Source organism: Paenibacillus sp. FSL R7-0345 (assembly GCF_038595055.1).
GTDB lineage: Bacteria > Bacillota > Bacilli > Paenibacillales > Paenibacillaceae > Paenibacillus_AQ.
The window spans coordinates 1,513,652-1,529,654 of record NZ_CP152002.1 but is presented as its reverse complement, the minus strand read 5'-3'; the positions used below and the strand labels follow the sequence as shown (position 1 = coordinate 1,529,654).

The following is a 16,003-nucleotide window of genomic DNA, read 5'->3' as shown; positions in this document are numbered from 1 at the left end:
TTTGCCTCCTATATGGAATAGTTCAGTTCAGGTGTGATCCGTTTCAGGAACTGCTTCGTTCTTTCCTCACGCGGATGGTTAAACAGCTCAGTAGGAGTTCCCTCCTCAACAATGACGCCGCCGTCCATGAAGACTACATGATTGGCTACATCGCGGGCAAAGCCCATTTCATGCGTCACTACGATCATTGTGATGCCTTCCTTGGCGATTTTGCGGATAACGGCCAGCACTTCACCGACCAGCTCAGGGTCCAGCGCAGACGTTGGTTCGTCGAACAGAATAACCTCCGGCTCCAGCGCCAGTGCCCGGGCGATACCCACCCGCTGCTGCTGGCCCCCGGACAGCTGGCTCGGATAAGCATCCAGCTTGCTGCCGAGGCCGACCTTTTCAAGCAGGGCAATGCTCCGCTTCCGCGCCTCGTCCTTTGACAGCTTTTTTACTACGAGCAGGCCTTCCATCACGTTCTCCAGCGCGGTTTTGTGGCGGAACAGATTGTACTGCTGGAATACCATTGCCGTCTTTTGCCGGAGCTGATAAATCTCCTGCTTGCGGGCATGCTTGCAGTCCACCTTGAAATCACCGATGGCGATCTCGCCGCTGCCCGGCTTCTCCAGATAATTCACACAGCGCAGAAGGGTTGTTTTGCCGGAGCCGCTTGGGCCGAGAATGACCACTACCTCACCTTTGGTAACCGTTAAATCTATATTGTTCAGCACCTGATGGCGGCCGAATGATTTTGAAATTTGTGACAGCCTGATCATGCCACTCCCCCCCGGTTATACAGATTAATCCGTCTTTCAATCACCGATGTCGCGCGCTCAATCAGGAACGTAAGTCCCCAGAAGATCAGCGCCGCCGCCAGATAGGCCTCAAAAAACTTCCAGTTCGTCGTGGCAAACCATTTTACAAAAGGCAGCGGGCTGAACTTGCGGATCTCCTCTTCCTTCGAGAGTGTAATGGTAGCCACAACTGCTCCATCCACTTCAAGCACATAACACTCGTTGGCCGTTATGTTGTCTTCGATCAGCGCCAGATCGGCGTTCGCCGCCGGCCAATGCAGCCCGAGCTCGCGGATCAGCTGATAGGCGCGGTATGTAACATCCAGCAGCTGCTCTGCATCCTTCAGCTCTGCCAGCCGGTAAACCTCACTCATCGCAAGCCCTCCATTCTTCCAGTTTATTAACTTTATAATCCCTATCGATTTAGTCGTGATTATATGCAATTAACTTTATCACTGCATTTGCGCCTGCGCTAATAGAGTTTTTTAATACATCTATACAATTAGTCGATTATCCACTTTGCCAGGGGCTGCTTCCAGCAGCGTCTCAATAAACTCCGCATTCTCCCCGTTCAGGGAGATCAGGCTGGTCCGCAGGGAGATCCCTTCCGTCTCTGCGATATCCACCCGGATCAGCGTTCCCGCCGCCACCTCCTCCTGCACGCTCAGCGCCGGCAAAAAGCAGATGCCCGCCTGCTTCAGCACAAGCTTTTTCGCCGTCTCCAGATTATCCACGTGGTATTCAATATTCGGCGGTTGCTCCATGCTCTCGAATACGCGATGCAGCCGCATCCAGTCCAGTGACCCGCATTCAAAAAACACCAGCGTCTCAAAACGGATATCCTGCAGCGTTGCGCGGCCGCTCGCGGCCAGCCGGTGTCCCGCATCCACATACAGCGAAATGGGGTCCTCGCAGAACGGATATGTCTGAATAGCCGGGTTAACCACTTTGCGGATAAAAGCAAGATCAATTTCCTTGGCCTTCAGCTTATCGATCAGCAGATCAGTCGAAGCCGTTGTAAGCTTGATCGTAATATGCGGATATTTCCGTTTCAGCCGGTGAAGCAGCTGCGGCATTAGATAGTTGGACACCGATACGGTGCTGCCGATCCGCAGTTCATTGGGAATATGGCCTTTGGCCTGAAGCTGATGCTTGCCGCTCTGATACACCTGGAGAATCTGCTGGGCGTACGGGAGAAACTGCTTGCCTTTATCCGTAAGATGAACCTGCTTGCCCAGGCGGTCGAACACCCGGCAATCCAGCTCCCGCTCCAGCGATTGAATACGGGCCGTTACCGTAGGCTGCGAAATATACAGTACTTCAGCCGCTTTATTGAAGCTTCCATAGTGGTTGATGTAGACAAAAGCCTCAATATTATCAATGTTCACTCCAAGCCCTCCCTGAAAAGCTTTATAATTTTAACTATTCCGATGAATTAACAATGAATTATAGATGTGCTCTCCTACAGATTTTGTATATATATTAGATAGGGCTCATTTTTTTGTCAACACTCATAAAACGTATTTCGGAGCGTTTTCCGTTATATTCATCACAATTATAGATAGAACTTTTCTATCCAATTATCGGAATATTTAAATCCCAGTTATATCACTGTGAATTATCAGGTATAATGACAGCAATCAAATGACCTAATCCGCAGGATGAAGGGGGATATTGGAATATGTCAAAAGAGGTTATTATCCGTGACGCATTAGACAGCGACCGGGATGCTATTGCGGGAGTGTTGCTGGATGCCTACAGCCAATACTCCGCTTATTTGTCTGAAGCCTTTTGGCTGGAATACCGTAATTCCATCCTCGATTCTGTTCACGGAGATGCACCGGCCGCACGAATCGTGGCTGAGATTGATCAGCAGATTGCCGGAAGCATGCTGCTGTTCACCTCGTCGGAAGCCGCCTACGGCAGGCCCGAGCTGGGCATTCATGCTCCCGTGCTGCGCCTGCTTGCCGTCTCCCCTTCCGCCCGCGGCCGCGGAATTGCCACCCTCCTCATCGGCGAAGCCGTGCGCAGATCCCGTGAATGGGGCGCCGCTGCCCTGCACCTCCACACCTCCGACATGATGGCCTCTGCCATCAAGCTGTATGAGCATCTGGGCTTCAAACGGGCCTACGAAACGGATATTATGAACGGCGAAACACTGGTCAAGGGCTTCCGCCTGGATCTGCTGTCCTCACCTGAACAGGATGCTGAACAACCGTTATATGCGACAGGGTTCTAAGCTGACTGGAGCCTTTATAATGTAAAACAGGCCAGCCCCTTGTCTTGGAGCCAGCCTTGTTTTACCTGTTGCTTTTGCAGCATCTCACCGGAGTATCCGTTTTTCCTTCGCCGCCTTAAGCCAGTGCGGGAATTCGTTCAGCAGCCGGTCGTACAGCTCCTCATCCGTAACCTCCTCAATCCGGTCCAGATGCACAAAATCCGCATTGTCCACGACCCGCCCCGTCATGTTATCCAGTCCCTCCAGCACTTCGAAGTCGGAATGCCCGATGCCGACAAACTGCCAGAAGATCGGCTGGACGGCTGCAGTTTTAATGATTTTTTTCGTAGCCCTTACGACGCCTCCGTCATTGATAAAAATAATAAACACCGGAGTGGTATCCTTCTTCTCTTCCTTCATATATTTGCGGATCACGTCCTCCATGACAGGCGGCTCATTATTAAATCCAAACTTATGAATAGAACGATTATCCAGAATATGCCGTTTGACATAATCGCCGAAGTCACGCTCTGTAACAGACTCCATCCGGCTGAACTCGTTATCGTATACCCACACATCCAGTACACCGTTGTCATCGAATTTGCTGGCCACAGCAAGTATCCGCTCAACCACTTCTTGTACCACGCCTCTCGCATACAGATTCCTCATGGAGCCGCTGATATCCAGGACAATACCTACTCTGGCCGTTACGCCGGTCAGCTGCTTCTTTTCGAGGGTGAACTGGACGATTTTTTTGCGCAGATCTATTTTGGAGAGGACAGGTGGTTTTACGGCCTCCACTGGTTCCGTTGTCGATGGTGCTGTTATTGGCGGTGGAGTCGGGTTAGATGGGGCATTCCCTGGCGACTGTGCGGACAACCTGGCAGACGCTGATGCAGACTGCTTGTCCGGAGCCGCTGTATCATTTGTAGCTCTGATTACAGTTTCGGCCGCAGCAGCAGCCTCCGCCTTACCGGCCTCTTCCACTTCCAGTCCATAGTTCACACACAGCGCAGCAAGTCCTCCGTTAAATCCGCTGCCGATGGCGTTAAATCTCCATTCCCCGTTATGACGGTACAGCTCTCCCACTACAATCGCAGTTTCCATTGACAGATCAGAGCCATAATCAAAACGGTGCAGCTCCTCGCCGCTCTCCCGGTCCAGCAGCCTGAGATAGAGGCCGGACACATCCTTCATCCGGTGGTTCAGCTGTTCACCTTCATAAATGGTCAGTGTCAGCGCGATCCGGGCAACCTTTTGCGGAAGACGGGAAAGTGCTACAGCAATACTCTCCTTGTCCCCGTTTCCTGCAGCAGCGTGATTGACGGAACCATCCTGAGATACCGGGTTACCATAAAAAATAAAATCCTCATCGTGCTCACACTTCCCCTGCTCCGACAGCAAAAATCCGGCGGCATCAATCCCCATCTCCTCATTTCCCGCTGACCATCCAAAGGACAATATAAGCCCGCTCAAGTTTCTTCCCTTTGTTACGTCTGTTTTTTGACCCTTCAGCAGTTGCATTCCCTCAGCTCCTCACCTATGGCAGACTTCCAAATTTACATAGTTAAGGAATATCATACTATCAGCCTTTTGTAAATTCAGCAGATTGTATTTAGTCTCTCACTACTTTAATATTAATGTTACATATGATAGATAAGGGGCTTTACCAATGAATTTTACTGCAATTGACTTTGAAACCGCGAACGCGAGCCGCTCCAGCGCCTGCTCCCTGGGACTTGTCCAGGTCAGGGACGGTGTAATAACGGCTGAGCATGTATGGCTGATCGATCCCCGCCAGCGGTTTGACGGCATGAACATCGCGATTCACGGCATCACCCCCTCTATGGTCCAGGGACAACCTACCTTTGAGGAGCTTTGGAGCACGGTGGAGCCGCTGCTAAAGGGCGAAATTGTTGTTGCGCATAATGCCGCCTTTGATATGAGCGTTCTGCGTTATTGTCTGGATGCCTCAGGGAATAGCTACCCTGACTTTCAATATTTATGTACGTACCTACTCGGCAAAAAAATGCTCCAGGAGCTGCCGTCCCATAAACTGAATGTGATATCCCATCATTTTGGCATCAGCCTGAAGCACCACGATGCGCTTGACGACGCCCGTGCCGCAGCGCTGATAATGCTGAAGCTGATGGAGCAGGACCAGAAGTTCGAGCCGCTTCTACTCGCAGACAACCAGGGCTACACCGCCGGAAAAATGTTCGCAGGCGGCTACACCCCGTTTAAATCGCCGCCTAAAAAAGCTCCACGAAAGAAGCAGCCGGCCAAGGCACCCGCATTACCGCCATCGGCTCCATCTATTAAGCCTTACTTTTAGTGGGGCGTGACGGTCGGGCCGCTGCTATTTGGGCGGCCCGCCTATCTGCACACCTGATAGCGGGATAAATGCCATTGCATTGCTGAGGCTAGTGCGCCTCTCTATACAGCATTAGTGGGATTTTTCCACCAACTGCAGCCAATCCGCTTACCATGTCTTTTATTTTATTCATGCTACCTTCCGCCAGCGAAATCAAAGGCACTTTTGCCCTTCATTCGCCCATTTCCATACGAGTGGAATCAAAGGCTCTTTTGCCCTTAACTTGTCGCCCTTTTCCACTTCTCTCCCCCTTTCCAAGGCCAATCCCCACACCAAAAAAGCAGGTTCCCCCGAAACCGGGTGAACCTGCTTTTTGATTCGGCTGCACGCCGAGGCTATTTTCAGTTATTACGGCTGCCTATAGTTTCAGCCGATAGACTGCTTTATTTTCCAATCCACGGATAAACGGTGTCCATTCCTCTGATTCCGGCGTGGTATCGAGCGCATCCTCCACCATCTGCAGCTTGGCATCCATCGCATCGATATGATGCAGGGCGACAGCCTCAGCCGTCTGCGGCTGAACCGGACTGCCCCATTCGCCCAGATTATGATGAGACAATACGAGATGCTGAAGCGCCAGCACCTTCTCCGACTCCAGATCCACGCCAGTGCGGATGGCCGCTTCTGTAATCCAGTTCGAAGCCATGGAAATATGGCCGATCAGCTTGCCCTGCACACTGTAGTCGGAGACAATGCCGAAGCTTGAGATCATCTCTTCCGGCTTGGCGATATCATGCAGAATAATCCCTGCCCGCATAAGGTCCGGGTTCAGGAACGGGCGCTGCTTGCACAGGAAATCACCGATTTCCAGCATACGCACCATATGATAGGCCAGTCCGGCGTAATAGGCATGATGATGTGTTTTGGCTGCCGGATAATGCATCAGCTTTTCCTCAACCTTACCGACACAAAAGGCAACAAGCGCCGAAATCTCCGGGTCATGGATACTGGACATCGCCCCTTTAATCGTATGCAGCAGATCCACCGGCCGAATCGGGGCAGAACGGATGAACTCGGTCAGGGACACGCCGTCCGATTCCTCGGCCAGACGCATTTTGGTAACCTTAACCTGCAGCTTTTCACGGTAAGTATGGGCAATCCCGCGGACCTTCACCAGCGCCATCGGAAAAAAGGTTTCCTTATCCGCAGTGCTGACATCCCAGAACTTGGCCGAGATCTGACCACTGGAGTCACCTAGTACAATATCGAAATAATCCTTTGGAGGAGTGCCGTTCGTTTGTTTGATTGCCAGCTCTCTGAGCAGATAAAATCCGGTAAATTCATCCTGTGGAGATAGCTGTTTGATAAGTGTCATGTTGGAGCCTCCCGTTATTAACAGGCTAACACCTGCTGTATATAGTAAACTTTTGACATTGTCTGCGAAATCCCTTTAACTACTATACGAATCTCATACTGAAATATGCCGCAGTTACAATAAGTCTACTATAATATACCCGAATAATACACCAAAAGGGGCCATCCCCCGCCATTTGCACGGCTGAGGATAACCCCTTGCTTAAACTGGATAGTACTTACTTGCCTGCTGCTTCCAGAGCGGCTTTGATAGCCTCTACTGCTTTGGCAGACACGGCTTTTTCAGCATCGTTGGCACCGAATGCCGCTGCTTTGTAACCGTACTTGTGCAGGCTGTTGCCGGTCGAAGTAGACTCAATCTCACTCTTTACCGCAAGCTGCGCGGCTGTCAGATATTCCGGAGTCTTAACTTTACCATTAGCATCCAGGTAGTAGACAAGCATTGCTACAGGAACATTGTTTTTCACAGTAACCATAACGTTTACGGACTTGTCAGTGCTAGCACCGATGAAGATTCCATTGAAGTAAGCCGCTTTGTCTGCTTCTTCAACTTCTGCTTTACCGTAAGCTCTGTCAACTGCCGCTTTGAGTGCGTTGCTGCTGCTTGTTGCGCCGGATACGGCATCAACCTGCTGCACGCCTTCTCTGGTGCCGGCAGCAAGGAAGCTTGCTGTCAGCTGCGGAATCGCTTTTTGCACTTCTGCATAAGCGGCTTTGCCCAGGTCAACCATATTCATGCCTACGCGGGACAGTACTACGTTAACGATCTTGCCGTTACGCAGGGTAACGTCAGCTTTGTTCGTACCTTTATCATAAGCGTCACCGAAGGCGGTGAATGTGCCGTCTTTGTACTCGCCTTGTGTCTTAGATGCATTAGCCAGAGCGTCAGCCAGTGCTGCTCTTGCTGCTGCGGAAAGTGCTTCCTGGCCTGTAACATCGGCAAGTGCTGTGCCTTTTTCAAGCAGGCCTGCCTTCAGCTGGTCTACCAGTGTTTTCTGCTCTGCAGTCAGCTTAGCATCAGCAATCAGCTTGCCGTCTGTGCCAAACAGGCTCAGTGTCAGGCCGGTCACTTCATCAGCTTCAATATCAGCCAGCAGCATGATTTTGGACTGGTTATCCACACCTGCAAATTTACCGTCAAAATATTGCCCTTCCGTAGAAACCTTCAGCGCTTTTTCAAATGCTCTTTCTACAGCCTGGTTCCAGCCGTGGCTGCTTTCAGTAGCGCCGGAGATCCCGTCAACCTTTTCATCATAATTAGCGATATAAGATCCGTTGGCCAGCAGTTTGGCGGTCATTGGAGCATTTGCTTTTACCACTTCAGCATAAGCTGTTGTACCTCTGTCAATCAGATTGGTGCCCAGTCTGTACAGCTTCACATCTACCAGCTTGCCGTTGCGGATTACGATATCTGCCTTTTCTACGCCCACGCTTCTTGCAGTACCGTAGGAGGAGTAGAATCCGTCAACATAAGCGGAAGTATTATTAATTGAAGCGTTCTGCTCGGCATCCCAGAATGCGTTGATAGCTGCTCTGGACTCCACTTCAAAGCCCGGAACCGCCTGGGCGGAGGAGCCTTTAGCCAGCAGTACAGGAGTAATCGCTGCGATTGCTGCAGTCTGCTCGGCAGTGTAGGCTTTTTCGTCTACAAAATCGCCGGCTGCAGTCAGCGGGTACAGCTTCACTGCAGTAAGACTATTCTCATCATAGCTTGCGAATACAGCGTATTTGCCTTCAGGGTCGATACCCATGTGGTCCCCTGCAAAATATTCAGCATCAGCAGGCTTCACTTCAAGCGCTCTTGCAAATGCTCTGTCTACAGACAGCTTCCAGCCGTTGCTGGTGCGGGTTGCACCGGATACAGCGTCAACCGCTGCTGCGCCTTCACTTGTTTTGCCAAGCAGTCTCTCCTTCATCAGGCCGTATGCTACCCACACGCCGCTGTAGTTATCACGGACATTGCGGTCGATCAGCTTAGGGCTGGTTCTCATCAGCTCGATATCGGCAATCTTTCCGTCCTTGATCGTAACCTTGGCGCCTTCGGTGCCTTTGGAGTAGGCATTGCCGTAAGCAACATAAACTCCGTCTTTATATACGTTTTCTTTAACGGTTACAGGCGTAGCGGTTGCAACCGGTTTGGCGGTTGCCACAGGTTTAGCTGTTGCTGCCGGTTTCGTTGTAGCTGCCGGTTTGGCGGTTGCTTTAGCCGTTGCTGCCGGTTTAGCGGTTGCAGCTGGTTTGGCAGTAGCCTTTGGCGTTGTCGCAGGTTTAGCAGTTGGCTTCGCAGTTGCTTTTGGCGTCGGCTTGGCGGTTGGTTTAGCTGTAGCTTTAGGTGTTGGTTTAGCCGTTGGCTTCGCAGCCGGTTTGGCTGTAGCTGCCGGTGCTTCCTCCGAAGCGGCCGAAACGGCATCCACAGTCAGCTTCAGAGCCGGTGCGTTAATCGTGTAAGCAAATGGCGCAAGCAGCAAGGCTGCGCTGATTGTCAAAGAAAATAATTTTTTCAATGCGTACTCTCCTTTACCAAATCCCCAGTAGTATGTAGCTCTTCGAAACAATCCTCCTGCCGGTCTTCTTCTGCCCTTTCTTACGAAGAACAATCCCTTTCTTCATAAGAAAACATCCCCCCTCTCCCGTTAGTGCACGCCCCGCTACATCTCTCTTTAGAAACGGATTCCTCTTGTTGTACTATAGCCCGCTGCGAAAGGTGAAAAAAATCACATAAAAGGTGAATTAATTCACATAAAATTTCAAAACCTCAGTGAGGTCATTTCTGGCTTGATGGTAACAAATCCCGGCTTCCTTTCTCTGTATATAAAATCACACACCCTATAAGAAACATCACTATTTGTATTTAACAGAAAAAAAATATTTTCGATAACTCTCAATTTCTCCCATTTACTCCGTCTTATGAGAGCCGTATGACTTTATGCATTGTGCAGTATGCAAAAACTATGATATTTTAAAACGATGTCATGTTTATGAAAGGAGCATTTCAAGCAATGAACCCGCCTCTTATCGGAGTCATTCTCGCCCAAATAGGAACACCTGATGCGCCGGACGCCAAGGCTGTACGCCCTTATCTGCGCCGATTCCTGTCGGACCGCCGGATCATTGATTACTCTCCTCTGTTCTGGCAGCCTCTGTTACGGGGAATCATTCTGCGTGTGCGGCCGCACAAGTCCGCATTGCTCTACAGCACCATCTGGCATAAAGACGGATCGCCTCTGCTTCTGCACTCACTGGCCCAGCAAAAGGGTCTGCAAGCGCTGCTTGGCAGCCGTTACCGGATTGAGCTTGCGCTCGCCTACAGCCAGCCGGGCATGGAACAGGCCATAGCCTCGCTCGAAGCAGCCGGGGTACAGCGGATTGTAGTTGTTCCTTTATTTCCGCAATATTCATCTACCACTACCGCTTCTGTCTATGACGCGGCCTGCTTCGCTGCACTCGGTCGAAAAAGCGCCTCAGGTCCGGTAAAGAAACGCTTTGTACCCGCCCTGCGGTTTATAGATACATACTATGATGCACCCGGATATATTTCTGCAATGAAACATCATCTGCTCCGCCAGCTTGAGCCACTCAAGGTAAAACCCGATTTCATGGTACTTTCCTTCCACGGCATTCCGCGCAGATATGCGGATACTGGTGATCCCTATCCCGAGCAATGCCATGAAACAGCCCGGCTGCTGGCAGAAGCAATGAACTGGGAGCCGGGAAGCTGGCAGGTCAGTTTCCAGTCGCGGTTCGGCCGGGAGGAGTGGGTCGGCCCATCCACAGAGGAAGTGCTGAAGGGGCTGGCCGGACGTGGAATCCGCCGACCGATGATTTTCTCGCCGGGCCTCGTGACCGACTGTCTTGAAACGCTACATGAGCTGGCCGTAGAGGGGCGTGATTTTTATGCCTCGGGCGGAGGAGCTGCGGAGGATTTCCTGGCAGCTCCCTGCCTTAACAACAGTGAAGAATGGCTGAATTTCCTGGCCGGACTCATCCAGGAGAACGCCCAGGGCTGGCTTGCGGCAGCCGTTCATCCGCTGCAATGACAACAAAAAGCCGCCTTCTCCGTCAATACAGCACGGAAGCAGGCGGCTTTTGTTAATTTACATTTATGTCGTTTATGCGGTCAATTGTTTGTATTTGGCAGTCAGTTCCTCAAACCACACTTTATCCTGCATAGACAGGGCAAAGTCAATCAGTTCGGCAATCTCGGCCGGCTGCAGGTCAGGTGTATCATTAAAGCTGACCTCCGCTGATGCTGTCGCCGCACCCTGCGACCCTTCCGAAAAATCATAAGAGAATTTGAGCTTAATGTCACTTTCCATAAATTCATTACGGAGGAAATACAGCACCTCGCACATCAGGACCGGTCTAACGTGATTATCAAATACGCAATCCATCACTTTGGCCCAGTATTGCTGGTTGCTGAGATGCAGCTTATCATTGGTTAGCAGATATTGCTCACCCTGAAAATCGTTAACAAATCTGAGCTCAAGCGGCTCCATTTTAAAAATACCGGCAATTTGCTTCATCGTGATATTTACGATGTCCTGTGTTCCTAATCTGATCATCTCATACACCCCGTTCCATATATTTAAACTTGCAGCAGCTTGTCTCATCGTCGGCAATTGGAAAACAATTATAATTAATTTAAAAGTATTATCGTCCATTTTCGCGGGTTTGTTAATGTTTTTCTGTAAAATCGACAAAAAAATGTTTCAAATTGTGATGAATCGGTTAATGTTATGCCCCTTATGACAAAACTGTAACTTTGTAAACCCTTTTAGGCAGGAAAAGCTCCTCTCCGCAATGAATACTTGTAAGAAAATGGTACGGAGGCGACAGGAATGAGCAGTATCCGACTAAAAGCTTCTTTTACAGCATTTAATGACAGTACCCCCGGAATTGGTGTTATCGCCAACTTTAAGGGGAAGACAGTTTATCAGGAAACGCTCGGTCTCGCTAATTGCGAGCTCCGGGTACCTATACAACTAGATAGTGTTTTCAATCTGGCCTCTGTCTCTAAACCGTTTACCGGAATGGCCATTCTCCAGCTTATAGAACGGGGAGAACTTAGCGCCACTGACAAGCTGACCCGGTTCGTACCGGAGCTTAAGCATTATGCCAATGAAGTGAGCATCTATGAGCTGGTCCACCACTCGGCTGGATTCATAGACTACAATGAGCTTTTGTGGCAAAAAGCACGCCAGCACGCGCTGCACTCCGATAATGCCGAGGTCCTCAGCCTGCTTGTACAGCAGGATCAGCCCCGCTTCCCTCCAGGAAGTAAATTTGATTATTCCAACTCCAACTATGTGCTGCTGGCGCTGATTATCGAACGGATTACGGGCTTGTCTTTGCGGGACTACCTGAAAAGATATATATTCGGGGTCATCGGGATGGAGAACTCGACGGTTTTTAATGAAGAGCAACCAGTTGTCCCTAACCGCGCATATGGATATGAACCATGCGGAGCGAACTGGAAGTGCAATTATGCAGACACGTTTGCCACCGGCACGGCTAATGTTTTTTCTTCCTTAGAGGATCTGAAAAAGTGGGATGATGCGCTTTACGGCAATCAGCTGCTGGGAGAGGTGGCTAAACGGGCTATTTTTACACCTGGTCTGGATTCCGCCGGCGCGCCGTTGACCGAATATTGGGGCGGCTACAGCTACGGCTGGATGATTCAGGAACGCTGTGGCGCGAAAACCATCTGGCATACAGGCGGAGACGCAGGCTTCCGGAGCATTATTGTAAGGTTCTATGAACAGCAATTCAGTGTAATTCTGCTCTGTAATTCAGCCAGCTTGGACTGGGCGGAGACTTATGCGTTTATTGAGCGTTTGTATGGTGAGTTTCAGCCTAACTAAGTGGAAAAACGCAACTTATTTTCGCCAAAATTGCCTTCAGCGCGGTAAATGGCCCGAAATAGATGCCGTTTTTCCACCTAATGGTCGCCAATACCGCAGAACGCCGAAATTAAGTAGCGAAATCCACCTAAATGGATTGAACTTGAAATAAGCAAAAAGAGAGCGTGGCGTCGAAGCCAGTTCTCTTTTTAGATCATAAAAAAATGCCTCCAGACCGGAAACCGGCTGAAGGCATTTTCTATACTATGGAGTTATTCCTACAGGAGGCGGGTCAGCAGAATAAAGGCACCAGCTGAATGCCGTCTTCCGGCGAGATCCGCACCAGACCCTTGTCAGAAATCCGCAGGGTCGGGATAACGGCAAGCGCCAGCAGGGACAGCGTCATAAAAGCATAGTTCAGCGTGCAGCCCGCATCATACAGAGTGGTGCTGATCGCCGCCGACTGGGCCGCCGCTACTTCGAACGGCTCTGCCGACATCAGGCCGGCAATGGCCAGCGGGAATAACGTGCTGCCCGTCTCGGTAATCACAGCTACGCCGCCTTGGGCTTCAGCTACGGCGGTTGCCGCTTTTGCCATCAGGACATCATCATTACCGATCACCAGCACATTGTGGCTATCATGGGCCACGGTCATCGCAATCGCCGCAGGCTCATGGAAGCCGATTCCATCAACTACGCCTACCGATTTGTTGCCGGTTCCTTTATGGCGTTCGAATACGGCGATTTTGCAGAGGCCGCTGCCGATCTGCAGCTTACCATTTTCTACAGGCAGCTCAACGATCAGTTCTTCCGTCTCCACATGGTTCTCGATAACCTTGATTACCCGGGTAGCCAGGCTGCCCGACTCCACGGGAGCATGGATAATGAAATCCTCCGGCACGGGAAGCTGCTGCAGATGTACCGAAGACCGCACTTCCTCAGGATAGGTATAAGCGGGAAGCTCAGCTGTCATAATCCCGTTCTCGGCCACCACCACCCCGGCAGCTATGGTCGTTACTACATGCACATCAGCCAGATTTCCGTCCAGCAAAATAATATCCGCACAGGAGCCCGGCGTAATCGAGCCGATATCTCGGGCCACCCCGAAGCGCTCAGCGGTATTAATCGTCGCCATCTGGAAGGCCGTTACCGGCTTCACTCCCTGGGAGATCGCATGACGTACAACAAAATCCATATGTCCTTCATCGCGCAGCGACTCCGAACTGCGGTCATCGGTGACCAGCATCATCCGGCGGGAGTCCAGCCCGTGCTCTGTATGCGCGGTAATTGTTTTGGCAACGTCATGCCAGGCGGAGCCGCGGCGCATTTTAGCATACATCCCCAGCCGGACACGTTCGATAACATCCTCTGCCGTTACACATTCGTGATCACCCGTTACACCGGCGGCAGCATAGACCGGAAGCCTCCAGTCACTGGATGGCCAGGTAAAATGTCCGTCAACATACCGTCCGGCACGCAGCGTCGCCTGGATTTCACCTATCATTTTGTCATCCCCGTAGACCACGCCCGGGAAGTTCATCACTTCACCAAGCGCAATCACATCCTCGCCCCAGGTAAAAGCCTCCGCCACTTCAGCCGGTCCCAGCGAGGCGCCGGTGGTTTCAAACTCTGCCCCTGCCGACGGCACACAGGAAGCTACCTGCATATAGGCTGCCAGCGGGGTACCGCGCATTTCATCCAGCATCAGCTTGATGCCCTTCAGTCCGAAGACATTTGCAATTTCATGGGCATCAAAAAATCCGCCCGTCGTCCCCAGCGGCAGCACCGCCCGGGCAAATTCCGTAACCGTCAGCTGCGTGCTTTCAATATGGCAGTGGCCGTCAAGCAATCCGGGTGCGATATATTTGCCGGCTGCATCAATAACCTGCGTGTTCTCTCCAATGGTATGAGCGATATCCTTCCCGACATAGGCGATGCGCCCCCCTTGCACCGCAACGTTCATCCCCTCCAGTATTTCTCCGGAAACCACATTGACCAGCTTCCCTCCCGTTATAACAAGGGTTGCCTTCTGATCGCCGCGTGCTGTTGCAACCAGCTCAGGCACACAATCCGCCAAAGGTTTTCTTTTGAATGACATGACTTCCACTCCCTCCAATTAGCTATATTTTAATAAAAACGGCTCTGACGCCCCTGGCGGGACGCAAGCCGTTTCCTGGGTAAAGCCGGCCCGGCAGGGCCGTCCGCAAGCTTCCAAATACCATTTCTCCAGTTGCCGTTCAGAAGATTATCACCCTTTTTGTTCATATACGTCAAGTGCTGCCTGAACACTACGGCCGGGGGAAAGCGTATGGCTATGCCGCAAAAGCGCTGCCTCAAGCGCCCCGAGCAGGCGCAGCACATTATTTTTGCGGCAGCTGAAGCCCATCGTGCCAATGCGCCATATTTTACCCTTCAGCGGTCCGAACGAGCTGGCAATCTCAATCCCGAAATGATCAAGCAGCATTGTACGCACCGCTTCCCCGTCGATTCCCTCCGGAATCAGCACACAGGCCACCACTGTCAGCTTGCAGTCCGCATCGCCGTACAGCGTAAGCCCCATTGCCGTCAGTCCGGCAACCAACGCCTGCTCATGCAAGGCATGCCTGGCATGCCGCGCCTCCAGCCCTTCTTCAAGCACCAGCCGCAGCCCCTCCCGCAGCGCATACAGCATCGATGTCATCTCGGTATGATGATTCAGCCGCCGGGGGCTCCAATAATCCTGCAGCATGCTGAGGTCAAAATAATTGCTGCGCACGGGCGGCAGCTCTCCTGCCTCGAACTCGCCAGTCCGGAGCCCGCGTTCAATCTGTTTGCGCTTCAGCAGCTTGGCTTCTGCCCGCTCATTATACGTAACCGGAGCCATACCGGAAGGAATGGACAGGCATTTCTGCGTCCCGCCGATAACGGCATCCAGCATCCACTCATCTGTTTCTACCGGTACGCCGCCAATGGTAGCAACAGCGTCCACAATTAGCAGGGCATCCTGTTCCCGGCAGGCCTGCCCAATTTCAGCAAGCGGCTGCATGCGTCCGGTCGACGTTTCGCCGTGGACAATGGCCACCACATCCGGTTTCACGCTGCGGATCGCCGAGATCACTTCCTCCGGCGCAAACACACTGCCCCATTCTTTCTCAATCGTATAGACCTCAGCTCCGCAGCGTTCGGCGATTTCATGCAGCAGATGGCCGAACCGGCCAAAGACCGGAATCAGCACCCGGTCGCCCGGAGCAATCAGGCTGACCATCACCGCTTCAATGCCGGAGCGTGAAGTGCCATCGATCGGAAAAGCCCATTTATTATTCGTTTTGAACAGCCCGCGCAGCATTTCCATCGTCTCATTCATGATATCCGTAAATTCGGGATCAAACTGACCCAGCACCGGAAAAGACATGGCCCGCAGCACACGCGGATCAACCTCAACCGGCCCCGGAGTCATAATACACCGCAAGGACGGCGCCAAATCTTCGTACCGCTTCAT

The 16,003-nt window shown here is 51.6% G+C and carries 12 protein-coding genes and 2 pseudogenes; 4 read left to right on the top strand and 10 right to left on the bottom strand.

What is annotated here, in order from left to right; genetic code table 11:
• Positions 1-8 precede the first annotated feature (8 nt).
• The 3 genes and pseudogenes from NST84_RS06620 to NST84_RS06610 all read right to left on the bottom strand — a co-directional run bounded on the left by NST84_RS06620 (position 9) and on the right by NST84_RS06610 (position 2,167).
• Positions 9-761 carry an amino acid ABC transporter ATP-binding protein gene (locus NST84_RS06620; protein ID WP_342564821.1) on the bottom strand — a complete coding sequence of 251 codons (753 nt, stop codon included), beginning with the start codon at positions 759-761 and terminating at the stop codon, positions 9-11.
• Positions 758-895, bottom strand: a pseudogene (locus NST84_RS06615) (amino acid ABC transporter permease); the annotation flags it as partial. The gene NST84_RS06620 and the pseudogene NST84_RS06615, both read right to left, overlap by 4 nt.
• Positions 896-1,273: 378 nt before the next feature.
• Positions 1,274-2,167, bottom strand: coding sequence for a LysR family transcriptional regulator (locus tag NST84_RS06610; protein WP_342564820.1), 894 nt, complete (start codon positions 2,165-2,167; stop codon positions 1,274-1,276).
• A gap of 293 nt (positions 2,168-2,460) precedes the next feature.
• Between NST84_RS06610 and NST84_RS06605 the strand changes: the two genes are divergently transcribed.
• Positions 2,461-3,018: a GNAT family N-acetyltransferase gene (locus NST84_RS06605; protein ID WP_342564819.1), complete on the top strand. Its 558-nt coding sequence runs from the start codon at positions 2,461-2,463 to the stop codon at positions 3,016-3,018.
• Positions 3,019-3,102: 84 nt separating this feature from the next.
• On the opposite strand, the gene NST84_RS06600 is transcribed toward NST84_RS06605, so the two are convergent.
• Both NST84_RS06600 and NST84_RS06595 read right to left on the bottom strand, forming a co-directional pair.
• The gene (locus NST84_RS06600; protein ID WP_342566364.1) at positions 3,103-3,825 is read right to left on the bottom strand and encodes a VWA domain-containing protein; all 723 of its coding nucleotides are present in this window, start codon (positions 3,823-3,825) and stop codon (positions 3,103-3,105) included.
• A 180-nt stretch (positions 3,826-4,005) separates the two neighbouring features.
• Positions 4,006-4,521, bottom strand: a pseudogene (locus NST84_RS06595) (TerD family protein); the annotation flags it as partial.
• Positions 4,522-4,669: 148 nt separating this feature from the next.
• Between NST84_RS06595 and NST84_RS06590 the strand changes: the two are divergent.
• Positions 4,670-5,332 carry a 3'-5' exonuclease gene (locus NST84_RS06590; RefSeq protein ID WP_342564818.1) on the top strand — a complete coding sequence of 221 codons (663 nt, stop codon included), beginning with the start codon at positions 4,670-4,672 and terminating at the stop codon, positions 5,330-5,332.
• Positions 5,333-5,729: 397 nt separating this feature from the next.
• Here NST84_RS06590 and NST84_RS06585 read toward each other — a convergent pair whose 3' ends face one another.
• Positions 5,730-6,686: an HD domain-containing protein gene (locus tag NST84_RS06585; protein WP_342564817.1), complete on the bottom strand. Its 957-nt coding sequence runs from the start codon at positions 6,684-6,686 to the stop codon at positions 5,730-5,732.
• 217 nt (positions 6,687-6,903) lie between these two features.
• Positions 6,904-9,189, bottom strand: a complete 2,286-nt coding sequence (locus NST84_RS06580; protein WP_342564816.1) for an FMN-binding protein — start codon at positions 9,187-9,189, stop codon at positions 6,904-6,906.
• 495 nt (positions 9,190-9,684) lie between these two features.
• Here NST84_RS06580 and hemH point away from each other — a divergent pair, with 495 nt between their 5' ends.
• Positions 9,685-10,722 carry a ferrochelatase gene (gene hemH / locus NST84_RS06575; protein ID WP_342564815.1) on the top strand — a complete coding sequence of 346 codons (1,038 nt, stop codon included), beginning with the start codon at positions 9,685-9,687 and terminating at the stop codon, positions 10,720-10,722.
• Between the two features lie 72 nt (positions 10,723-10,794).
• Here the strand turns inward: hemH and NST84_RS06570 are convergent, their stop codons facing one another.
• On the bottom strand, positions 10,795-11,247 hold the full coding sequence (locus NST84_RS06570; protein ID WP_342564814.1) for an IDEAL domain-containing protein: 453 nt from the start codon (positions 11,245-11,247) through the stop codon (positions 10,795-10,797).
• 276 nt (positions 11,248-11,523) lie between these two features.
• Between NST84_RS06570 and NST84_RS06565 the strand changes: the two genes are divergently transcribed.
• Positions 11,524-12,546: a serine hydrolase domain-containing protein gene (locus NST84_RS06565; protein WP_342564813.1), complete on the top strand. Its 1,023-nt coding sequence runs from the start codon at positions 11,524-11,526 to the stop codon at positions 12,544-12,546.
• A gap of 271 nt (positions 12,547-12,817) precedes the next feature.
• Here the strand turns inward: NST84_RS06565 and NST84_RS06560 are convergent, their stop codons facing one another.
• Both NST84_RS06560 and NST84_RS06555 read right to left on the bottom strand, forming a co-directional pair.
• Complete coding sequence (locus NST84_RS06560; protein WP_342564812.1) at positions 12,818-14,632, bottom strand: adenine deaminase C-terminal domain-containing protein; 1,815 nt, start codon at positions 14,630-14,632, stop codon at positions 12,818-12,820.
• A 141-nt stretch (positions 14,633-14,773) separates the two neighbouring features.
• Positions 14,774-16,003 (bottom strand): alanine--glyoxylate aminotransferase family protein, encoded by a 1,230-nt coding sequence (locus NST84_RS06555; RefSeq protein WP_342564811.1) that lies wholly within the window; start codon positions 16,001-16,003, stop codon positions 14,774-14,776.

Excerpts from the sequence above, each read along its gene's own strand:
- NST84_RS06605 (WP_342564819.1), top strand. The coding sequence starts at position 2,461 with ATGTCAAAAGAGGTTATTATCCGTGACGCATTAGACAGCGACCGGGAT.
- NST84_RS06590 (WP_342564818.1), top strand. The coding sequence starts at position 4,670 with ATGAATTTTACTGCAATTGACTTTGAAACCGCGAACGCGAGCCGCTCC.
- NST84_RS06570 (WP_342564814.1), bottom strand. The coding sequence starts at position 11,247 with ATGATCAGATTAGGAACACAGGACATCGTAAATATCACGATGAAGCAA.
- NST84_RS06555 (WP_342564811.1), bottom strand. The coding sequence starts at position 16,003 with ATGAAGCGGTACGAAGATTTGGCGCCGTCCTTGCGGTGTATTATGACT.
- NST84_RS06565 (WP_342564813.1), top strand. The coding sequence starts at position 11,524 with ATGAGCAGTATCCGACTAAAAGCTTCTTTTACAGCATTTAATGACAGT.
- NST84_RS06620 (WP_342564821.1), bottom strand. The coding sequence starts at position 761 with ATGATCAGGCTGTCACAAATTTCAAAATCATTCGGCCGCCATCAGGTG.
- hemH (WP_342564815.1), top strand. The coding sequence starts at position 9,685 with ATGAACCCGCCTCTTATCGGAGTCATTCTCGCCCAAATAGGAACACCT.
- NST84_RS06585 (WP_342564817.1), bottom strand. The coding sequence starts at position 6,686 with ATGACACTTATCAAACAGCTATCTCCACAGGATGAATTTACCGGATTT.